A 17,817-nucleotide genomic window follows, 5' to 3' on the forward strand; every position below is an offset into this window, starting at 1 on the left:
TGAAGCCGTTGCCCCATTGGGTCAGAACACTATTTAGGGTCAGACTTTGGGTCCGAGGAAAAATGATTCTTTACCATTTATGGAGACTTGACCATGTCGCCAAAACCGCTTAGATGCAAAAAGTTGGGAGCTGGGGGCTAACCAATACGGAAGCGACGCAAAGCGTCGCAGTTAAAAAAAGGGAGTATGCGAGGAAGGGGCTAAACAATAAGGAATCCGCAATAAATTGCGGGGGATGTTTATAATAGGCCCCTCCACTTTGGTCGGGATGACACTTCGCGTCAATTGCATTGATGTTTTCGCGGTTTGGGAGAATGGAAAAGAAAAGTTCTGGCAAAGCGGGGCTTGTTTTTTTATATTATGCGGAAAGTGAATCAGTGAAAAAGATTAGTCAGATAAACAAGGAGGACGCAGGATGATTACGGAAATTACCAAAGAGAAACTCGATGTAAAAAGCTTCATTGGAGAGAAGGTCAAAGAGATTAAAGAGGCCGTTGGGAAGGGAACAGCCATCAACGCGCTATCGGGAGGGGTAGATTCATCAACGGTTACAATGCTGGGGCATCGTGCGCTGGGCGAACGTCTGAAAACAGTCTTTATCGAAAACGGGCTGATGCGAGCCGGGGAGAGCGAACAGGTGGTTGGATTTTTCCGAAAGCTCGGCGTTAAGGTGGAAGTGGTCGATGCACGCAAGGAGTTCTTTACGGCGCTGAAGGAAATCGACGACCCGGAAGAGAAACGGGAAGCCATTACACAGACATTCTACAAAAGCGTATTCGGACGGATTGTCAGGGGAAACGAGGCGAAGTATCTTCTGCAGGGGACAATTCTGACGGACGTCGACGAGACGGTAGCGGGGGTAAAACGGCAGCACAACGTCTTCGAGCAATTAGGGATTGACCCGCAGGAGGCGTTCGGCTACCGGATTATTGAGCCATTAATTCAGCTTCGCAAGGACGGCGTGAGAAAAGTCGGGCAGGCGCTGGGACTGCCGTTGGAACTATTCGCGAGGATTCCGTTTCCCGGGCCGGCACTTGCGGCGAGGGTGATAGGCGAGGTGACCCGCGAGCGAATTGAGACGGTGCGCGCGGCGACGGTTGTTGTCGAGCGGCTGCTCGGAGACAGCGGCGCATTTCAATATATGGCGATATTGCATAAAGACCGCGTGACGGGTATGCGGGACGGCAAGCGTGATTTTGGTCAGCAGATAGAGGTACGGTGCTGGGACAGCGTCGATGCGAGGACTGCAACGCCGACACGGCTGCCTTTCGAAATGCTCGAAAGACTATCGGAGGAGATTATCCGTGATGTGCCCGGGGTCGTGAGCGTTACATATAATATAGCTGCCAAGCCGCCATCCACAATCGAAGCGGTCTGAGGTCTTTTCGGCGATTAGGTGTTGAAAAAAGGGGGGAACCTACGATTTTTGGGTATTTCGGGCGGTTTTTGCGGAAGAGCTAAATATTGGAATTTAGCAAAAACTCTTGACACAGAGAGCCATTTACGTTAATTTCCGTTGTTCGACTGCCTTTGAGAAGGCAGAGTAATCAAGAAAAGAAGAGTTTGGAGGTATTTTGTGGCAAAAGAGCTGGCACGTGAACTGATAAACGCAGGGGTGCATTTCGGGCATGGGGTGAGCCGATGGAACCCGAAGATGGCCCCATTTATTTTTGCCAAGCGCGGCAATATCCATATTATAGATGTTAAGAAGACTTTGGCTGGGATACTGATAGCCAAGAAGCTGCTCGCCGAGATAGTATCTTCCGGGAAGGACGTTGTATTTGTTGGGACGAAGCGTCAGGCCCAAAAGGTCGTCGAAGGCGCTGCGGGCAAGTGCGGGATGCACTTTGTGTCCGAGCGATGGCTTGGGGGGACGCTTACAAACTTTCGGACAATCCGGTCTCAACTTCAAAAACTGCAGCAATTAGAAGCTATGCAGGAAGACGGGACGCTTGAAGCGGAAAGCAAGAAGATGGCATCGCGGCTGAAGCGCGAGCTGCGGAAGCTGAGAAGCAACCTGGGCGGCATCCGCGATATGACGAGACTGCCCGGCGCGGTTGTGGTGGTCGATGCGACGAAGGAATACCTTGCCCTGCACGAAGCCAAGAAGCTTGGCGTTACAACAATAGGAGTTATCGATACAGACGCGAACCCTGATACGGTTGACGTTGCGATTCCGGCGAACGACGATTCGATGCGGGCGATAGATTTGATACTAAACGAGCTTGCGGACGCAGTGGCAATCGGCAAGACGATGGTTTCAACGAGGCCAGAGGCCGGGCCACATCCGAAGCGAGCACGTTCGAGAAGGCCTGCGCTGGCCCGCGCGGATGCGGCAGAGGCAGCACCTGTTTCAGCCGGTGAAGCGAGCCAGTCGCCGGAGCAAGCACCGAAGGAACAGGCAGAGTCCGGGCAGTCAGAATAAGAGCACAAGAGTATAAGTGCACAAGTCAAAAGCACGGGAGTTTTTAAAGATGGCGGAAATTTCAGCTGCAACGGTAGTTAAACTGCGTAAGATGAGCGGTCAGGGGATGATGGACTGCAAGAAGGCCCTCGAGGAATCGAACGGGGACATAGAAAAGGCGATAGATATACTGAGAAAGAAAGGTCTTGCGACGCTGGCGAAGCGTGCCGAGCGGGAGACAACGGAAGGATTAGTTGTCGGCAAGGCCAGCAATGACGGCAAGGTCTCAGCGATGGCGACACTATGTTGTGAGACGGATTTTGTGACCAAGAGCGATGATTTTGCGGCGGCCGCGGCGGCGCTGGGCGATTACGCCCTGGCATGCCCGGCGGACGAAGGGGTGGAGAATCTTTTGGGGACATCTGTCGGCGGCAAGAAGCTCAGCGATATTGTGACCGAGATAGTCAGTAAGACGGGGGAGAAAATTACGGTCGGCGATTTTGCGAAATACAAGCTCGAAGGTCCCGGGCTTATAAGCACGTACATACACTTCAACGGCAAGGTCGGCACGATGGTGCAGATAGAGACCGGCGACGAGAAAACAGCATCCGGAGCCGCGATGAAGCAGACGGGGGCAGATATAGCGATGCATGTTACCGCGACGAAGCCGCTGTCACTGGACAAGAGCGGCATCAGCGCAGAGACAATCGAAAGGGAGAAATCCATTTTCGCCGAGCAGATTAAGAACAAGCCCGCGAATATCATCGATAAAATTGTCGAAGGCAAGATGAATAAATTCTTTGCCGAGAACTGCCTTGTTGCGCAGCAGTTTGTCAAAGACGACAGTAAGACCGTAGCAGCGGTTTTGGAAGAGGCGGCCAAACAATCGGGCGGAACGGCGAAGATAAAGAGATTTGTGCGGTTTGAAATCGGATAACGGACAGACCACGGACGGCGTATAGCGTTTAGAAGATGGGCAAGAGCAAATATAAACGGGTGTTGTTGAAGCTTTCGGGCCAAAGCTTTTGCAAGCAGGGGGAATTCGGGATAGACGGGGACGCGCTGGAGTCAATCGCCAAGAGAATCGCGGAGATTTGCAAAATCGGGCCAGAGGTGGCAGTTGTAGTCGGGGCGGGCAACTTTCTGCGAGGAGAGAGCTTTTCAGAGGTCAGCGGCATACCGAGAAACACGGCAGATTATATGGGGATGCTTGCCACAATTATAAACGCCTGCGCACTGCAGGAGACGCTTGAAAAGCTGGGACAGCCAACGAGGGTGCTCAGCGCTATAGAAGTTGCGGCGATGTGTGAGCCGTTTATCCGAAGACGCGCGCTTCATCATCTCGAGCAGGGAAGAGTAGCGATATTAGCCGGCGGAACCGGAAACCCATTTTTTACGACCGATACGTGCGCGGCTTTGAGGGCATCGGAGCTTGAGGCGGATGTGCTGATTAAGGCGACCAAGGTTGACGGCGTCTTCAGCGACGACCCTGTGAAAAATCCGAAGGCGAAGCTGTTTAAGAAATTATCTTACACTGACGTGCTGAAGAAAAATTTGCGAGTGATGGACCACTCGGCGATAAGTCTCTGTATGGACAACGATATATCGATAGTTGTTCTGAATATTTTCAAAGAGGGCAATATAACGAAGGCCATTTGCGGCGAGCAGGTTGGCACCTGTATCGGTTCGTAAATCGGGATCCGGAAGACTTGATCTAAGATGCGAGGTGTGGAAGATGCCTACTAAAGGAATTGTCGAGGAAAACAAATCCAAGATGAACAAAGCGATCGAGGTTTTGGCCGACGAGTTAAAAGCCGTTCGGACCGGCAGGGCTTCGACGGGTCTGGTTGAGAATATAAGGGCCGATTATTACGGGACGCCGACCCCGATTAAAACAATAGCTGCTTTGTCGACACCGCAGCACGATATGATTTTGATTAAGCCATTCGACCCGGGTTCGGTCAAGGAGATAGAAAAGGCAATCAAGAACAGCGATTTGAGCCTTGCACCTATTGTGGACAGAGGGCTGATAAGGCTGGCTATTCCGCCTCTTAACGAGGAGAGAAGAAGGGACCTTGTTACACAGGTCAAGCAGATGGGCGAGCAGGCGAAGATCAGCGTTCGCAATATCCGTAGAGACGCAATCAAGCATCTCGAAAAGCAGCAGAAAGACAAGACCATTACCGAAGACGACCTGCAGCACGGCAAGAAGCAAATGGACGATATCACCAAAGAGTGCATCGACAAAGTTGATTCGGTAGTCAAACACAAATCGGACGAGATAATGCTCGATTAATTCCGAGAGCCGCATCAGGCGGGAGCATCCTGCATTTTTACATCTTATATTTTTGTGCGGGGACAAAATACTTTTGGGGAATAAGCAGATGAGCGCAGAAGAAGCCGTCAAATCGGAGCCAAAGAAGAAAACAAAGAAAAAGATACTCAGGCGGGCAGCGGCACTTGCAGTTTTCGTTATCGTGCTTGCTGTTCTTGCGTTGCCGTGGTTTGTGTCATCGGAGAAGGGGCGGAAGATGATATTGGCCAGAATCAACAGCTCGATTGACGGAAAGATGGATTTTGCCGGTCTTACAATGGGCTGGTGGAGCGGGGTAATGGTCACGGACATAGGCTTTGACGACAGCGCGGGGCGGATTTCCGTTCGGGTCAAGCAAATCACAACGAAGCCGCATTACGGCTCTATTTTGACCGGGGGTTTGTCGCTGGGTAAGACAGAGGTATTAGAGCCGAGGGTAGAAGTGAATCTTGCCCGTCCTCAGGTGCAAAAGCCGCAGCGTCCCAAACAGGAAGAGAAGTCGCGGTCGGCTGGTCTGCCAATCAAAAGAGTCGAGATGATTGTCAAGGATGGCGACTTGAAAGTGACAGATGCAAAGTCAGAGACGGTTGAGCTTTCACAGATAAACTCGCGGTTAAATTTGCAGGGGCCGAGAGAGCAAACGGATTTCGATGTAGATATGACTGTTGTTGACGGCGGCAGAGAATCGAAGATTGCCGCAAACGGGCGCATAGTTCCCGGGCGAGGGTGGCGATGGGAAGGGACCAGCGGAGAAGTTACCGTCGAGGTCAATGATTTGGAGCTCGGGTCTTTGTCGCTGCTTTTTGCGATGGGCGGGATAGATGTCGAGGCCGAGGGAAACATTTCCGGCAATATAGCGGGCGAAATCAGCAATGGTCAGCTTGAAAAGATGAAAGCGGAGATTAATGGGAAAGATTTAGACGTCAACACCGTTAAATTGACGGGCGGGCGAATTAAGACAAGTCAATTGGGCGTAAACGTGAAGTTGGCGCGAGCCAAGGACATGATAAATATAGAGAGCTTCGATATTAAATCGGACTGGCTTGCGGCAGAGGGACACGGCGTTATCCCCACGACGGCAGGTTCGCTGGATGAGTTTTTGAAGACAGATTCGAGCTTGAGCGGACGTTTTGAAGTAGATATGGCGCAGCTTTCAGCCCAGATGCCGGGGGTGCTTAAGCTTAAGGAGGGGACAAATGTAACTTCCGGGGTGTTAAGTGGTGACATTGAAACGCTGATGGAAGACGGAGAAAGGAAAATAAAGGGGCAGTCAAATCTTGAAGGACTGGCGGGGATGGTCGGCGGGAAGGCAATAGCTTTGTCGCAGCCGGTGCGGGTAGAGGCGGAAATAACATCGGAAAAGGACGGGGTGAAATTCGACAAATTAGATTTGTCTTCGGCGTTTGCCAAAGTCAATTGCAGCGGCACAACACAGGCGTTCAGGTATCACGGTGATATTGATTTGGCGAGATTACAGGCGGAGTTAGGGCAATTCGTGGATACCAAAGGATACGGAATAGCAGGCGAGCTTTCCGGGCAAGGTGAAGTGGCTGTCAAGGAAGACAAAATTTCGGCAGCGGGTTCATCGACGGTTAAGAATTTTCGGCTAAGCTCGGCGGAAGGGGTGAGCGCCTTTGAGCCGGCGGCGGCGATAGATTTTTCCGCTGCGGTCGAGCGCAAGGAAAATATTCTCGATGTTGATTTTGTAAAAGCAAAGGCGAGCCTGGGCGAGGTAAATATAAAGGATACTATTCTGCCGTTAGGGAAAGAAAATAAGGGAGAGATGAAGCTTGACGTTTCCGCAAAGGATATCGATTTGCAAAAGGCGCAGCCGTTTGCGGTTTTGCTGGCGGATTTTCCGAGAGAGATGCAGTTATCGGGAATTGCCGGAGGTCAAGCAGCGGTTCGTTCGAAGAATGACAAATATTTCGTTACGACAGAGGGGATTCAGATTAAGAATTTGAGGGTCAATTATCCAGGGAAGGCGCCTTTTGAGCAAAGAGAGGTCTCAGCGGTTTTTGACGCGGAGGCAGATTCGGCGGAGAAAACTATAATCGTTAAGAAGTTTCAGATAGAGAGCGACCAGATAAAAGTTCGCGGGGCGTTCAGCAAGACAAATGAAGGCGAGAAAACGAAAGTGGAAAGCCGGGCCGAGTGCGAATACGATTGGGCGGCGGTCAGCACAATTGCAGCTCCTTTTCTGCCCGCCGGCCTGCAAATGAGCGGCAAACGCAAGGACACAATAACATTCAATTCGCAGTGGCCGACGAACGACCCTGACAAAATGCTTGCCAATATGACTGGTTCGGCCAAGCTCGGTTTTGACAGCGCTGAATATATGGGTCTGCAAATCGGCGCAACGGAAATGGCCGTAAATATCGACAAAGGCAAGTTGATGATCCCGCCGTTTTCAGCAACCGCAAACAACGGCACGCTTAATTTTGGCGCAAACGCGGATTTCAGTCAAAAGCCCACGCTCTTGATGATCACGCAACCAATGAATATTGTAAAGGATGTGCAGATCAATGACCGTGTGGCGGCGGCGCTGCTCAAGAATGTAAATCCGATATTTGCAAACTCTCGCAATGCTCAGGGTGTTGCCAATTTAGAATGTCGTGAGCTGGCGATCCCTCTTAGCGGCGGTACGGAAAACGATACGAGGATCGACGCGACCATTTCGATAATGAACCTTAACCTGCAATCGCCTCTGCTGCAGGTATTGGCAATAGCACTTAAAAGGGACATGAGCAGCGGCATGGCACTGCGTCCAAGCCAGTTTGTAATGAGGCATGGCGTTCTTAGCTATGACAAAATGCAGATAGATCTTGGCGATATGTCGCTGATATTCGGCGGTCAAATGGGGCCTGGCAATAAGATGAATATAACAATGACTTTGCCGGGGCTGGGCGGCATTGCATTGAAGGGTACAAAGGATAAACCCGAAATAGACGCTATCAAAATGGCGCAGCTGATTCTTCAGCAGCAACTGCTCAGCAGCGGACGTGAGGGGCAGCCACAGGCCGGCCAGACACAGCCGCAACAGGAGCTGCCGGTGGAAGAGCTGATAAATAAAGGTTTGGAAGAACTTTTTAAAAACAAGAAGAAATAATCGACTATTTATTGTGAGTTTCCATCAACATATTATTGGCCGATGATTTTTACCAGCGCACGTTTTTTGCGTTTGCCGTCGAATTCGCCGTAGAAGATTTGCTCCCAGGGGCCGAAATCGAGCTTTCCATTAGTTACGGCGGCGACGATGTCTCTGCCCATAATTGTCCTTTTTAGATGGGCGTCGGCGTTGTCTTCGGCGCCATTGTGCTGATATTGCGAATAGGGTTTTTCGGGGGCGAGTTTTTCAAGCCAGGATTCGAAGTCGTGATGCAGGCCGGGCTCATCATCGTTGATGAATACGCTTGCGGTGATGTGCATGGCGTTGACGAGGCACAGGCCGTCTTTGATGCCGCTTTCTTCGAGGCACTGTTCGACCTGCGGCGTAATGTTAATAAGCTGGCGTCTTGTTTTTGTGTTAAACCACAATTCTTTTCTAAAGCTTTTCATATCGCTTTTTCCTTCAGCAGTTTTCGATAGACGGATTCGATGGTGTTGACCATAGTGTTTGGAGCGAATTTTTCTTTTACGGATTCGCGGCCGGCTTTGCCGAGCGAGTCTCTCAGATTTTTATCTTTTATCAATTCCGCACAGGCGTTTGTTAATTGCTCGACATTTTTCGGTTCGATGAGGCGGCCTGTGTTTTCATTCACGACTTCGCGAGCGCCGTCGACGTCGAAAGAGACGGCGGGTTTGCCTGAAGCAAGCGCCTGAGGCAGCGTGCGGGCAAGGCCTTCCCGCAGAGAGCAGTGGACGAGGATATCCGAGGAGGCGATGGCGAGGGGGATTTGGTGCGGGGGGAGAAGGCCTGTGAATTTGATTTTTTCAGAAAGGCCTAACTGGCGAACTTGTTCTTTGTAGCGTTCTGACAGGTTGCCGTCGCCGACGAAGAGCCAGACGGCGTTTTTGTATTTTTGCGAGAGGGTTTTAGCTGATTCGATAATATAGTCGTGGCCTTTGAGCATAAACAGTCGCGCGATGGTGACAAGGACGACGGCATCTTCGGCGATACCGTATTTAAGGCGGAATACTCTTCTGAGTTTTTCAGAGACTGGCTGGAGGAAATCGTCCTCTTCGATAGCTGAATAGGCAGTGGTAAACTGTTCGGGTCGGCCGATGCCAGCGGCGAAGGCCTGCGCGGTCATCGCGTTGGCGACGCTGATGAAGAAATCGGTGCGTTTGGCGGCTGATTTTTCGACGGCGATGTAGAATTTATTTATCAGATCATTTTGATACGGGTGAAAAGCGAGGCCGTGGATTGTGTGGACGATTTTCGTATTGCGTAAGCGGTGCGCTGCGAAGCGGCCGAGGATACCTGCCTTGGCGGAGTGGGTGTGGACGATATCGGGCTGGATTTCTTTCAGGAGTTTTTTTATAGCCATATAGGCAGGGACATCGTGAAACGGGTTAATCTGGCGGCGCAACGAATCTATCACGATTGTTTTATAGCTTTGGTTTCTGGTTTGTTCGAAGAGCTCGCCTTCAGGGCCCAAAGCAGGGCCTGTGATTAGGGTGACATCATGGCCACGCTGGGCGAGCAGCTTGCAGGTAATCAGCGTATTTTCCTGCGCGCCACCTAATATGAGCCTTGTGATTATATGAACTATCTTCATTTAGTATTTAATCCACATAAGGCATAAGCCGCTGGCCGGGGCGAGGGGTCCGGCGGCCTTGCGGTCTTTCGCGTCGAGAATTTCGGTTATTTTTTCAGGTTTCCATTTGCCCCTGCCTACTTCGACGAGGGTGCCGACGATATTTCTGACCATATTATACAGAAATCTATCGGCTTCGATATCTATATAAACCCATTTGTCTTCCTGCGCAACCTCGCATCGCATTACGGTGCGAACGGAGTTGTCGCGCTTGTCGGCGGCGGAGGCGAAGGATTTGAAGTCTTTTGTGCCGAGCAGCATTTTAGCGGCGGCATCCATCGCGGCAATATCGAGAGGGTTGGGCCTGTGCCAGCAATTGCGGGTTTTAAGGACGTTTCGGTTTTTGCCGGTAAAGATTGTATAGCGGTACAGCTTGCACTTAGCTGAGCCGGAGGCGTCAAAATCCTTGTCGACTTCAACGGCTTCGGTAACGACGATATCCCGCGGGAGGCGGTGATTGAGCGCATTGACGAAATTTCCGGTCGGTATGGGCGAATCGATGAGGAAATTAGCAACCTGTCCGAGCGCGCTGACGCCTGCATCAGTTCTGCTGCAGCCATTTATTTTTATGAATGTGCCGGTCAAATCGCCGAGCGATTGCTGGAGCAGACCCTGGATGGTGTTTTTGCCCGGCTGATTCTGCCAACCGGAATAATTGAGACCATCGTAGCTTAGAGTCAGTTTTATATTGCGAGGCGCCATCGCAGATGATTATAGCAATTTTTCGGCGATTTGGACAGCGTTCAGGGCAGCCCCTTTTCGGAGCTGGTCGCCTGCGACCCAGAGATTAATGCCGCGGTTTTCAGGAATGGATTCATCCTGACGGATTCGGCCGACGAAGATATTGTCCTTGTCGGTGGCGTCGATTGGCATCGGGAAGCGGTTGTTTTTGCGGTCGTCCAATACCGAGACGCCCGGCGCGGTGCTCAGGAGATCCCTGACCTGGTCGGGGGTTATGGGGTCAGTAAATTCAAGATTGATGCTCTCGCAATGGGCTCGCAAGACCGGGATTCGAACGCAGGTGCAGGTGATGGCGATGTCGGGGCAGTCGAATATTTTCCTGGTCTCATTGACCATTTTCATTTCTTCCTGATTGTAGCCGTTGGGCTCGAGAGAGGAATTATGGCTAAAGCAGTTGAACGCTATCTGGTACGGGAAAATCTTCATGGTCGGCGGTTTGCCGGCGAGAATTTCGCGAGACTGGTTTTCCAATTCGAGCATCGCCGACATACCCGCTCCGCTGGCAGCCTGGTAGGTGCTGACGACCATTCTTTTGACGGGGTTTGCCTTGTGCAACGGCCAGACGGGGACTATTCCGATGATGGTCGAGCAGTTCGGATTAGCGATGATGCCCTTATGCTCAGCGATTTTCTGCGGGTTGATTTCGGGTACGACCAGAGGGACGTCTGGGTCCATTCTGAAGGCGGAGGAGTTATCGACAACGACTGCGCCAGCCCGGGCGGCTATTGGGGCGAATTCTTTGCTTCTGTCTCCGCCGGCACTGAACAGAGCGATATCGATACGGTCGAAGCTGTTTTTGGTCATTTCCTCGACGACGTATTCTTTGCCTTTGAATTCGATTTTTTTGCCTGCCGAGCGGCTGCTTGCGAGGACTTTCAGAGAGGTAAAGGGGAAATTCCGCTGTTCGAGGATTTTCAGGAATTCCTGTCCGACAGCGCCAGTCACTCCGGCAATAGCTACATTACAAGCCATGTTTTCAGACTCCTATTTCGCACACATAATAAGGGGCAGCCAAGGTAAACGACTGCCCGTTAAAGCCACAAATTAGTGAATAAAGCGGGATTATAGCACTTTTACTGCTATGAAGCAATAGCCGGAGGCTAATATAAGGTATTTATTTTGCTTATTGCGCTGCCGGGTCATCGGCGGTTTTTTGCCAGATTTCGGCCATTACGGAGGCGGTAATAATACAGATAAAGACAAAAATGGCGGCGGGTATCGCCACTTTTTCATTGAAATGTTTGAGCGCCAGGGCCGAGCCCAAGCCGGCGTTTTGCATACCGATTTCGATGGATAGCGTTCGTTTTCTGTTTTTATTCATACGAAAGACGGCGCCCACCCCGTAACCAGTGAGCATTCCGTACACGTTCAGTATTATTGCTGCTGCGAGAATCAGGCCTGTTACCTTCGGCAGGTAGTCTCTATTTAAGGCGATGACGAGCGAGCAGATAAATATTATGAAGGTTACCGATATGGCGGGGAAGACCGGCAGGAGCTTTTCCATTTTTTCTTTTAGAAAATGTCTGACGCCGAAGCCGACAAACAAGGGCAGAATAACCATGTAAATCACGTTGAGAACCATATCCAGAAAAGGGACGGGCACTTGTGAGCGGGCCAAAAGAAAAGTCAGGCCCGGCGTTAATAAAGGACAGAGCAAAGTGGATACGGTTGTCAGCGAGACCGAATAGGCAACATCCGCCTTGGCGATGTAGCTCATAACGTTGCTTGACATTGCACCTGGGGCTGAGCCGGTAAGGACTAAGCCGACCGCAATTTCGGGCGGGAAGGCGAAAATTTTGGCGAGGACGAAAGCGCCTAAGGGCATAATAGTAAACTGCGCGCAGGTGCCGATGAGGACGATGAGCGGTCTTTTGGCTATTCGCTTGAAATCCTCAAGCTGCAGCACGGCGCCGATTCCGAACATTGTCAGGGCAAAAAAGTGGTTGTTATAGCTTTTTAAAGCAATGAAAGGCGCAGGGAAGAAGTAGGCTACTGCTCCAAACAAAATGACCCAAGCAGCGAAATACTTTGTATAAAAAGACAAAATCCTGGCGAACATAACCTATGAGTTTAACGCTGCATTTTCGGCGTGGCAATATATTTATATTCTTTAAAACAAAAGCCCCGCACGGGAGCGGGGCTTTTTGTGTTTAAGGGAAAACTTACAAGAGCAACTTACTGTTTTTCTTTGGGCAGTTTAAGCACAACGAACATTGTGGCTTGTCCCTGTCTTATCCGGAGAAGGACGGCGTCTTCTTTAGCGGCATCTTCTATTGCCTGCTTGAAGGATTTCGTGTCTTCAACGGGCTTTTTGTTGACTTCCATAATAAGCGCTCCGGTCGAGATGCCGGCAAGTTGAGCGATTGACCCTGATTCGACCTGCGTGACAATAACTCCAGTGAGGCTTTCGTAGCCGTATTGCTTTGCCAAATCATCGGTAAGGTCCTGGACGGCAAGACCTAATTTTTCAAGAGTTTCCGAGCCGCCTTTTGCGTCTTGTCCCTTTGCCGGACGTTCGCCGAGTTTGGCAGTCAGAGTTTCTTTCTTTCCGTCCCGCAGTATGGTTAATTCCACATCAGTGTCTGGTTTTATCGCTGAGACTCGGCCCTGCAATTCTCTTGCTGATTCGACGGGTTTGCCGTTAAGCTCGGTAATGACATCGCCTGGCTTTAGTCCGGCTTTTTCGGCAGCGGAATCCTTTGAAACCTCCGGAACGAGCACACCTTTGGTGTCTTTTTTCAGGTCGAAGAAGGGAGCGTTTTCGGCAGTCAGGTCCTGGATGCTGACGCCAAGGAAGCCGCGGGCGACTTTGCCGGTTTCAACGAGCTGTTTATAAATGGATTTAGCCATATTGATAGGGATGGCAAAACCGATACCCACGTTGCCTGCCCAGTAGCTGCGGCCGCCCGGGCTGATTATAGCGGTATTAATTCCTACTACCTTTCCATCAAGATTGAGCAGAGGTCCGCCGGAGTTTCCCGGGTTTATGGCGGCGTCGGTCTGGATGTAATCTTCATACTCGGCGAGACGGAAGCCGCTTCTGCCTTTAGCGCTAACGATGCCTGCGGTTACGGTATGCGATAGTCCAAAAGGATTTCCGATAGCGAGGACCCATTCGCCGACTTCAAGCTTGTCGGAGTCGGCCATTTCGAGAAACGGCAGGTCATTGCCGTCGATTTTTATGACAGCGACATCTGAATCTGGATCTGTTCCAATAACTTTCGCCTCGACCTCCTGGTTGTTTCCCTGTTTGACCATAACTTTTTCGGCTTCTCCGACGAGGTGATTGTTTGTCAGTATGTAGCCGTCAGAGGAGACAATAAAACCTGAGCCCTGTGCCATTTGTTGGAATTTTCGCGTTTGAGGGGCCTGGGGGGCGCGTTGGCGCTGGCGGGGTGATGGACGGCCGAAGAAACGTTCAAACAAGTCGTCATCAAAGGGGTCGCTGAATTGCCAGTCCGGCATTTGCTGTGTGATGGTTTGGCTGGCTTTTATTCCGACGACGGCTGGCGAGGTCTTTTCGGAGATTTTAGCGAAGGCCTTACCCATCTGGCGCAGGGTATCGATGCTGTTTGGGTCCTGAGCAGAAGCCGAGAGCGGAACGAGGAGTAAAAGCATAAGAGAAGCTGAAATTAGATAGAGTGACAAAGCTTTGTTCTGCTCGAGATTAATCGTTTTCATATTGGTCTCCCGACATTCTAAATATTTTGACATTTCACCATAAACAGTAATTTAGACGGATATAGCCTATACGGTTTTACTGCCGTACAGGTTCGCGCCGGTGATTTTTCGCCTAACTATTGATGGTTAAATCGGTTATGGCGTTAGCCAAGCTCTTCGTCAATCCAGCCGACCAATTCTTTAACATCGTCGAGGGTAATATCACCCATATGTGCGATTCTGAAGGTCTTTTCCTTGAGGTCGCCGTAGCCGTTTCCGAAGGCGGTATTATGCTTTTTCTGGACGGCACTTATAATATCAGCCACAACGATTCCTTTGGTATTTTTTACCGTTGTGAGGGTGTTAGATGCGTATTCTTCCTCGCAGAAAAGGGCGAAATTTTTCTTTGCCCAGCTTCTGGTGAAGTCACCCATTTCTTTGTGCCTTTTCCATACATTTTCCATACCTTCGGCGAGCAGCTTTTCGCACTGATAGTTCAGGGCCATAATATGCGGGATAGCCGGGGTGGTAGGGGTCTGATTTTTTTCAGCCGACTTTGCAAAGCTCTGGAAGTCGAAGTAATACCCTCTTTGAGGGACTTTCTTGCTTTTTTCCAGCGCCCGATTACTGACGACTGCCACAGCAAGTCCCGGCGGAATGGCAAAGGCTTTCTGGACCGATGCGAAGGCCACGTCCCAGCCGAGCTCATCGAAATGTAAAGGCAGGCCTACCATCGCGCTGACGGCGTCCACAAATACGAGGACATCCGGATATTTTTCCTTCATCATTTTGCTGACTTCATAAAGGGGATTCATCAGACCCGTGCTTGTTTCGTTATACATAAGGGTAACGGCGGCGTATTTTCCGGTCGCCAGTTTCTCATCAATCATTTCCGGCGTGACGGGTTTTCCCCACTCGACCTTTATTTCATCGGCTTTTCTGCCGCAGCTTCTAACTACATCGGCCCATTTATCGCTGAATGCGCCGCAGCAGGAGCACAGGACGGTCTCGTTAAAATCCACGCAGTTGCGGATGGACGCCTCCCAAATACCGGAAGCGGAAGACGTGGACAGGAAGATATTCTGTTTAGTGAAGAGGATTTTTTTGAGCATATCGACCGTGCCGGAATGCAGCTGGGCGTATTCTTTGCCACGGTGGCCCAGTGTCGGGCGGGCTAGCTGCTGCAAAACATCGTCATTGACTTTTACGGGGCCTGGTATGAACAATCTCGGCGGGTTTTTCCAATCTACCATAAACTTCTCCTATAGAAAGAGGGTTATAATTTGTTAATAGTCAAACCTGAAAAGATTTTCGGATAAAAATAGGTTGATTTCTGGGGCATTTTTTCACCGGCGGCGGTAACCAGTTTTATCTGCTGCATTTTTACCGGGTTTGTAAAGAAGGCCGCCTGTTTCTGCCCCGAATCAACTTTGGCGATTGATTCGTCAATCGCGGTATCAGTGTCTTTTATATATTCTAACCGGGAGCCATCCGCAAGCTGTTTTTCGCCGATGCCTAATAATTTTTCGAGTATGAGCTTGTGCAGCACGGAAACATCGAGCGACCTCCAGTGGACGCTCATATTCGGCGCAACCGAGTCCATTGCCTGTTTATTTTTCAGGACTGCCACGCGGAAGGCGCCTCCGGCGTAAATTCCGAAAGCGGTCTTGTCGTTGTCGTATTCGGTCTTCATTTGCGCGAGCATTTTTTGTCTGGCGGCAGCCTTGTCGCCTGAGCGAGCGTCAAATTTATACTTGGTGATTTCGAAGTTTTCTTTGAGCGAGGCAATTAACTTTACAGCGTCGAAATTTTCGAGATTGCTGACAATGCGGTGGGTGGCGAGGACGACCACGCCCTCGTTTTCGGTATTTGTGAATGCGAGCATCCGGTAAGCGGCCGCGGGGTTGGAAGATTCTTTGGAGTAGATAAGAGCCGTTTCGTAACGGTGATGGCCGTCGGCAATAATGCTGCTCTTATCGAGCATCATTTTAGTGATTGCGTCGATGTCTTTTTTGTCGGTTACAGCAAAAATACGATGCCGGACGTCTTGCTCATCCAGGAAGTCTATAAGCGGTTTTTGGGCAGAGGCTTTTTCAATAATTTTGTCTGCGATTTTTTGTTTGTCTTCATAGAGCATAAAGGGCATGCCGAAGTCTGAGGCGGTAGCTCTTTTAAGACTAAGCCGGTCGGTTTTTGGCGCATTGAGAGTTTGTTCGTGCGGGTAAATGGAGCCTTTAGGGGCGAATTCCTCGAGGCGGGCCAAAGCGATGAAGCTGGGTCGGCTGTATTTGACGCCGGCGAGTTGGAAATCCTGAACGTATGCGTAGATTGTCTCGGCCGGGTCCTGTTTCAGGGCACCTTTTTTTATCCAGTCGTTGAGGTAGTTTGCGGCCCTTGTGTATTGGTTGTTGTCGGCGTTATCAGAAGGAGATGTTTTTCCTTTGATTATGCGCACGATATTGTATTCGCTTTTTTCATAGAGCGCCTGCTGCTGGGCAGGGCTTATGACATCATAGGGAGGGGAAATACAGCTACCCACATCGCCGACCGCTACCGCATCAAACCTGAACGCCTTGAACGGCTTGAGCTTCATCATCACCGCCTTCGAACCTCTAATTTAATATTGGTATTGAATTCTGAATTTGTTTGTTTTGGTATCGTCAAAAGCTGTGAACGGGGAATGATACCAAAGCATGGGCAATATGTCAAATATGTTAAGGGCACAGAAAATGAGAATAAGAAACTGGGTGTGTTCTGTTGCGGTGATAATAGCGGTTTTATCAGCCGGCGGGGCTGGACAGATATAGATGTGGTTGGGACAGCGCTGAAATTCAGCTTTTGGGGTTTTTTCTGCCTGGTTTTGGTGTATGCCTCCGGCGTATGCGAATTTCACAGGTTGCTCGACTTTTTATGAAGCTTACCGTGTTTTTAGGTAAAAAATGGGGATTTTTAAGAATAGGTTCCAAAAAGGTTAGAAAGCTTGCCATTTTGCTTGACAATTTAAGCGAGGCGGAGTAGGGTTTTAGGCCGTTAGGCAGGTTCGTTTTTTGGGCCGGCAAAGGAAGGAAGAGTGAGAGTGACGAGAAGAAGGATGGAGAGGGTGAATTCAGTACTCAAAGGATGAGCGTTTCCCCCTTTATTTCCCGCAAAATCGACTGTCACTGCTGATCTATTTTATTAACGCATTAAGTTTATTTAACATTTTTGGAGGAGATGGGATGAAAAAGTTAATTACAATTTGTTTGGTAGTAATGATTTTAGGAGTTAGTGATGTTGCGCAAGCAGACTGGAGCGGCGCAGCTACGGTCAGGGACGAGACGTTCTATGTTGCCTCAACAGGTCTGACACTTGGTGGTTGGACAACTGTTTGGGAGGATGTATCTGGGTATGCAATAACAGATAATTTCCAGATCAACATGGAGTATCAGGCTGGTATACTCGATAGTGATATTGCCAATATCAACACCTACCTCTATCCGGCCAATGCGGCCTTCCCCGATAACCATACCGATGGTACCTGGACGCTGAACTACAGCGACCCTGAATGTTACGTTTTCAATATCAATCTTGCAGGCGGACTGACTATTTATGAATACGACGGTCTGGCCGAAACTGTCGGCGGCTCTGATATCAAGTGGACTCTCACGGCGTGGCATCAGACGGTACTTGCCGGCGATATAGTTGGAAACGCACTTGTGGTAGTTCCCACAGGAACATACAGGCCGTTTATCAATGACCCGCCTGTGAATAATGTAGAAGTATTTGACGGCAATCTTGACTGTGAGGTTTTGGCGTACACTTTTACTGGCGATGCGAGCGGAATTGGCAGCGGCAGCACGCTTGGTGTAGTGCTTGTCCCCGAGCCGGCGACGATTTGTCTGCTTGGGTTTGGCGCTTTGAGTCTGCTTCGCAGTAAACGGTAAACAGAAGTTGATTTG

The 17,817-nt window shown here is 50.2% G+C and carries 16 protein-coding genes; 8 read left to right on the forward strand and 8 right to left on the reverse strand.

All coding sequences use genetic code 11. The annotated features are described in order from the left end of the window. Window positions 1-415: 415 nt before the first annotated feature. From PHG53_00005 to PHG53_00030, 6 genes are all read left to right on the forward strand, one after another. Complete coding sequence (locus tag PHG53_00005) at window positions 416-1,378, forward strand: ATP-binding protein (GenBank protein ID MDD5380009.1); 963 nt, start codon at window positions 416-418, stop codon at window positions 1,376-1,378. A gap of 198 nt (window positions 1,379-1,576) precedes the next feature. After that, entirely contained in the window at window positions 1,577-2,425 is an 849-nt protein-coding gene (rpsB, locus tag PHG53_00010) for a 30S ribosomal protein S2 (protein ID MDD5380010.1), read from the forward strand. Window positions 2,426-2,474: 49 nt separating this feature from the next. Next, window positions 2,475-3,341: a translation elongation factor Ts gene (tsf, locus tag PHG53_00015; GenBank protein ID MDD5380011.1), complete on the forward strand. Its 867-nt coding sequence runs from the start codon at window positions 2,475-2,477 to the stop codon at window positions 3,339-3,341. A 35-nt stretch (window positions 3,342-3,376) separates the two neighbouring features. Then, window positions 3,377-4,096, forward strand: coding sequence for a UMP kinase (pyrH, locus tag PHG53_00020; GenBank protein MDD5380012.1), 720 nt, complete (start codon window positions 3,377-3,379; stop codon window positions 4,094-4,096). 43 nt (window positions 4,097-4,139) lie between these two features. Then, on the forward strand, window positions 4,140-4,700 hold the full coding sequence (frr, locus tag PHG53_00025) for a ribosome recycling factor (GenBank protein ID MDD5380013.1): 561 nt from the start codon (window positions 4,140-4,142) through the stop codon (window positions 4,698-4,700). Between the two features lie 88 nt (window positions 4,701-4,788). After that, the gene (locus tag PHG53_00030) at window positions 4,789-7,827 is read left to right on the forward strand and encodes a hypothetical protein (GenBank protein MDD5380014.1); all 3,039 of its coding nucleotides are present in this window, start codon (window positions 4,789-4,791) and stop codon (window positions 7,825-7,827) included. Window positions 7,828-7,859: 32 nt separating this feature from the next. Here the strand turns inward: PHG53_00030 and PHG53_00035 are convergent, their stop codons facing one another. The 8 genes from PHG53_00035 to PHG53_00070 all read right to left on the reverse strand — a co-directional run bounded on the left by PHG53_00035 (window position 7,860) and on the right by PHG53_00070 (window position 16,475). Beyond that, window positions 7,860-8,276, reverse strand: a complete 417-nt coding sequence (locus tag PHG53_00035; GenBank protein ID MDD5380015.1) for a secondary thiamine-phosphate synthase enzyme YjbQ — start codon at window positions 8,274-8,276, stop codon at window positions 7,860-7,862. Beyond that, window positions 8,273-9,439 carry a glycosyltransferase family 4 protein gene (locus PHG53_00040; GenBank protein MDD5380016.1) on the reverse strand — a complete coding sequence of 389 codons (1,167 nt, stop codon included), beginning with the start codon at window positions 9,437-9,439 and terminating at the stop codon, window positions 8,273-8,275. Before PHG53_00040 ends, PHG53_00035 begins: the two co-directional genes overlap by 4 nt. Further along, complete coding sequence (gene truA / locus PHG53_00045; protein MDD5380017.1) at window positions 9,440-10,180, reverse strand: tRNA pseudouridine(38-40) synthase TruA; 741 nt, start codon at window positions 10,178-10,180, stop codon at window positions 9,440-9,442. Window positions 10,181-10,189: 9 nt separating this feature from the next. Further along, window positions 10,190-11,191 carry an aspartate-semialdehyde dehydrogenase gene (locus tag PHG53_00050; protein ID MDD5380018.1) on the reverse strand — a complete coding sequence of 334 codons (1,002 nt, stop codon included), beginning with the start codon at window positions 11,189-11,191 and terminating at the stop codon, window positions 10,190-10,192. Between the two features lie 151 nt (window positions 11,192-11,342). Beyond that, window positions 11,343-12,278, reverse strand: coding sequence for a bile acid:sodium symporter family protein (locus PHG53_00055; protein ID MDD5380019.1), 936 nt, complete (start codon window positions 12,276-12,278; stop codon window positions 11,343-11,345). 116 nt (window positions 12,279-12,394) lie between these two features. Further along, a complete protein-coding gene (locus PHG53_00060; GenBank protein MDD5380020.1) occupies window positions 12,395-13,900 on the reverse strand; it encodes a DegQ family serine endoprotease in 1,506 nt (501 codons plus the stop codon). 143 nt (window positions 13,901-14,043) lie between these two features. Continuing rightward, window positions 14,044-15,132, reverse strand: coding sequence for an alanine--glyoxylate aminotransferase family protein (locus PHG53_00065; protein ID MDD5380021.1), 1,089 nt, complete (start codon window positions 15,130-15,132; stop codon window positions 14,044-14,046). Window positions 15,133-15,155: 23 nt separating this feature from the next. Next, window positions 15,156-16,475: a DUF1015 domain-containing protein gene (locus tag PHG53_00070; GenBank protein MDD5380022.1), complete on the reverse strand. Its 1,320-nt coding sequence runs from the start codon at window positions 16,473-16,475 to the stop codon at window positions 15,156-15,158. A gap of 84 nt (window positions 16,476-16,559) precedes the next feature. Here PHG53_00070 and PHG53_00075 point away from each other — a divergent pair, with 84 nt between their 5' ends. Both PHG53_00075 and PHG53_00080 read left to right on the forward strand, forming a co-directional pair. Continuing rightward, the gene (locus PHG53_00075; GenBank protein ID MDD5380023.1) at window positions 16,560-16,793 is read left to right on the forward strand and encodes a hypothetical protein; all 234 of its coding nucleotides are present in this window, start codon (window positions 16,560-16,562) and stop codon (window positions 16,791-16,793) included. 304 nt (window positions 16,794-17,097) lie between these two features. Continuing rightward, window positions 17,098-17,802, forward strand: coding sequence for a PEP-CTERM sorting domain-containing protein (locus PHG53_00080; GenBank protein ID MDD5380024.1), 705 nt, complete (start codon window positions 17,098-17,100; stop codon window positions 17,800-17,802). Window positions 17,803-17,817: the final 15 nt, after the last annotated feature.

The organism is Phycisphaerae bacterium (assembly GCA_028714855.1).
Lineage (GTDB): Bacteria > Planctomycetota > Phycisphaerae > Sedimentisphaerales > Anaerobacaceae > CAIYOL01.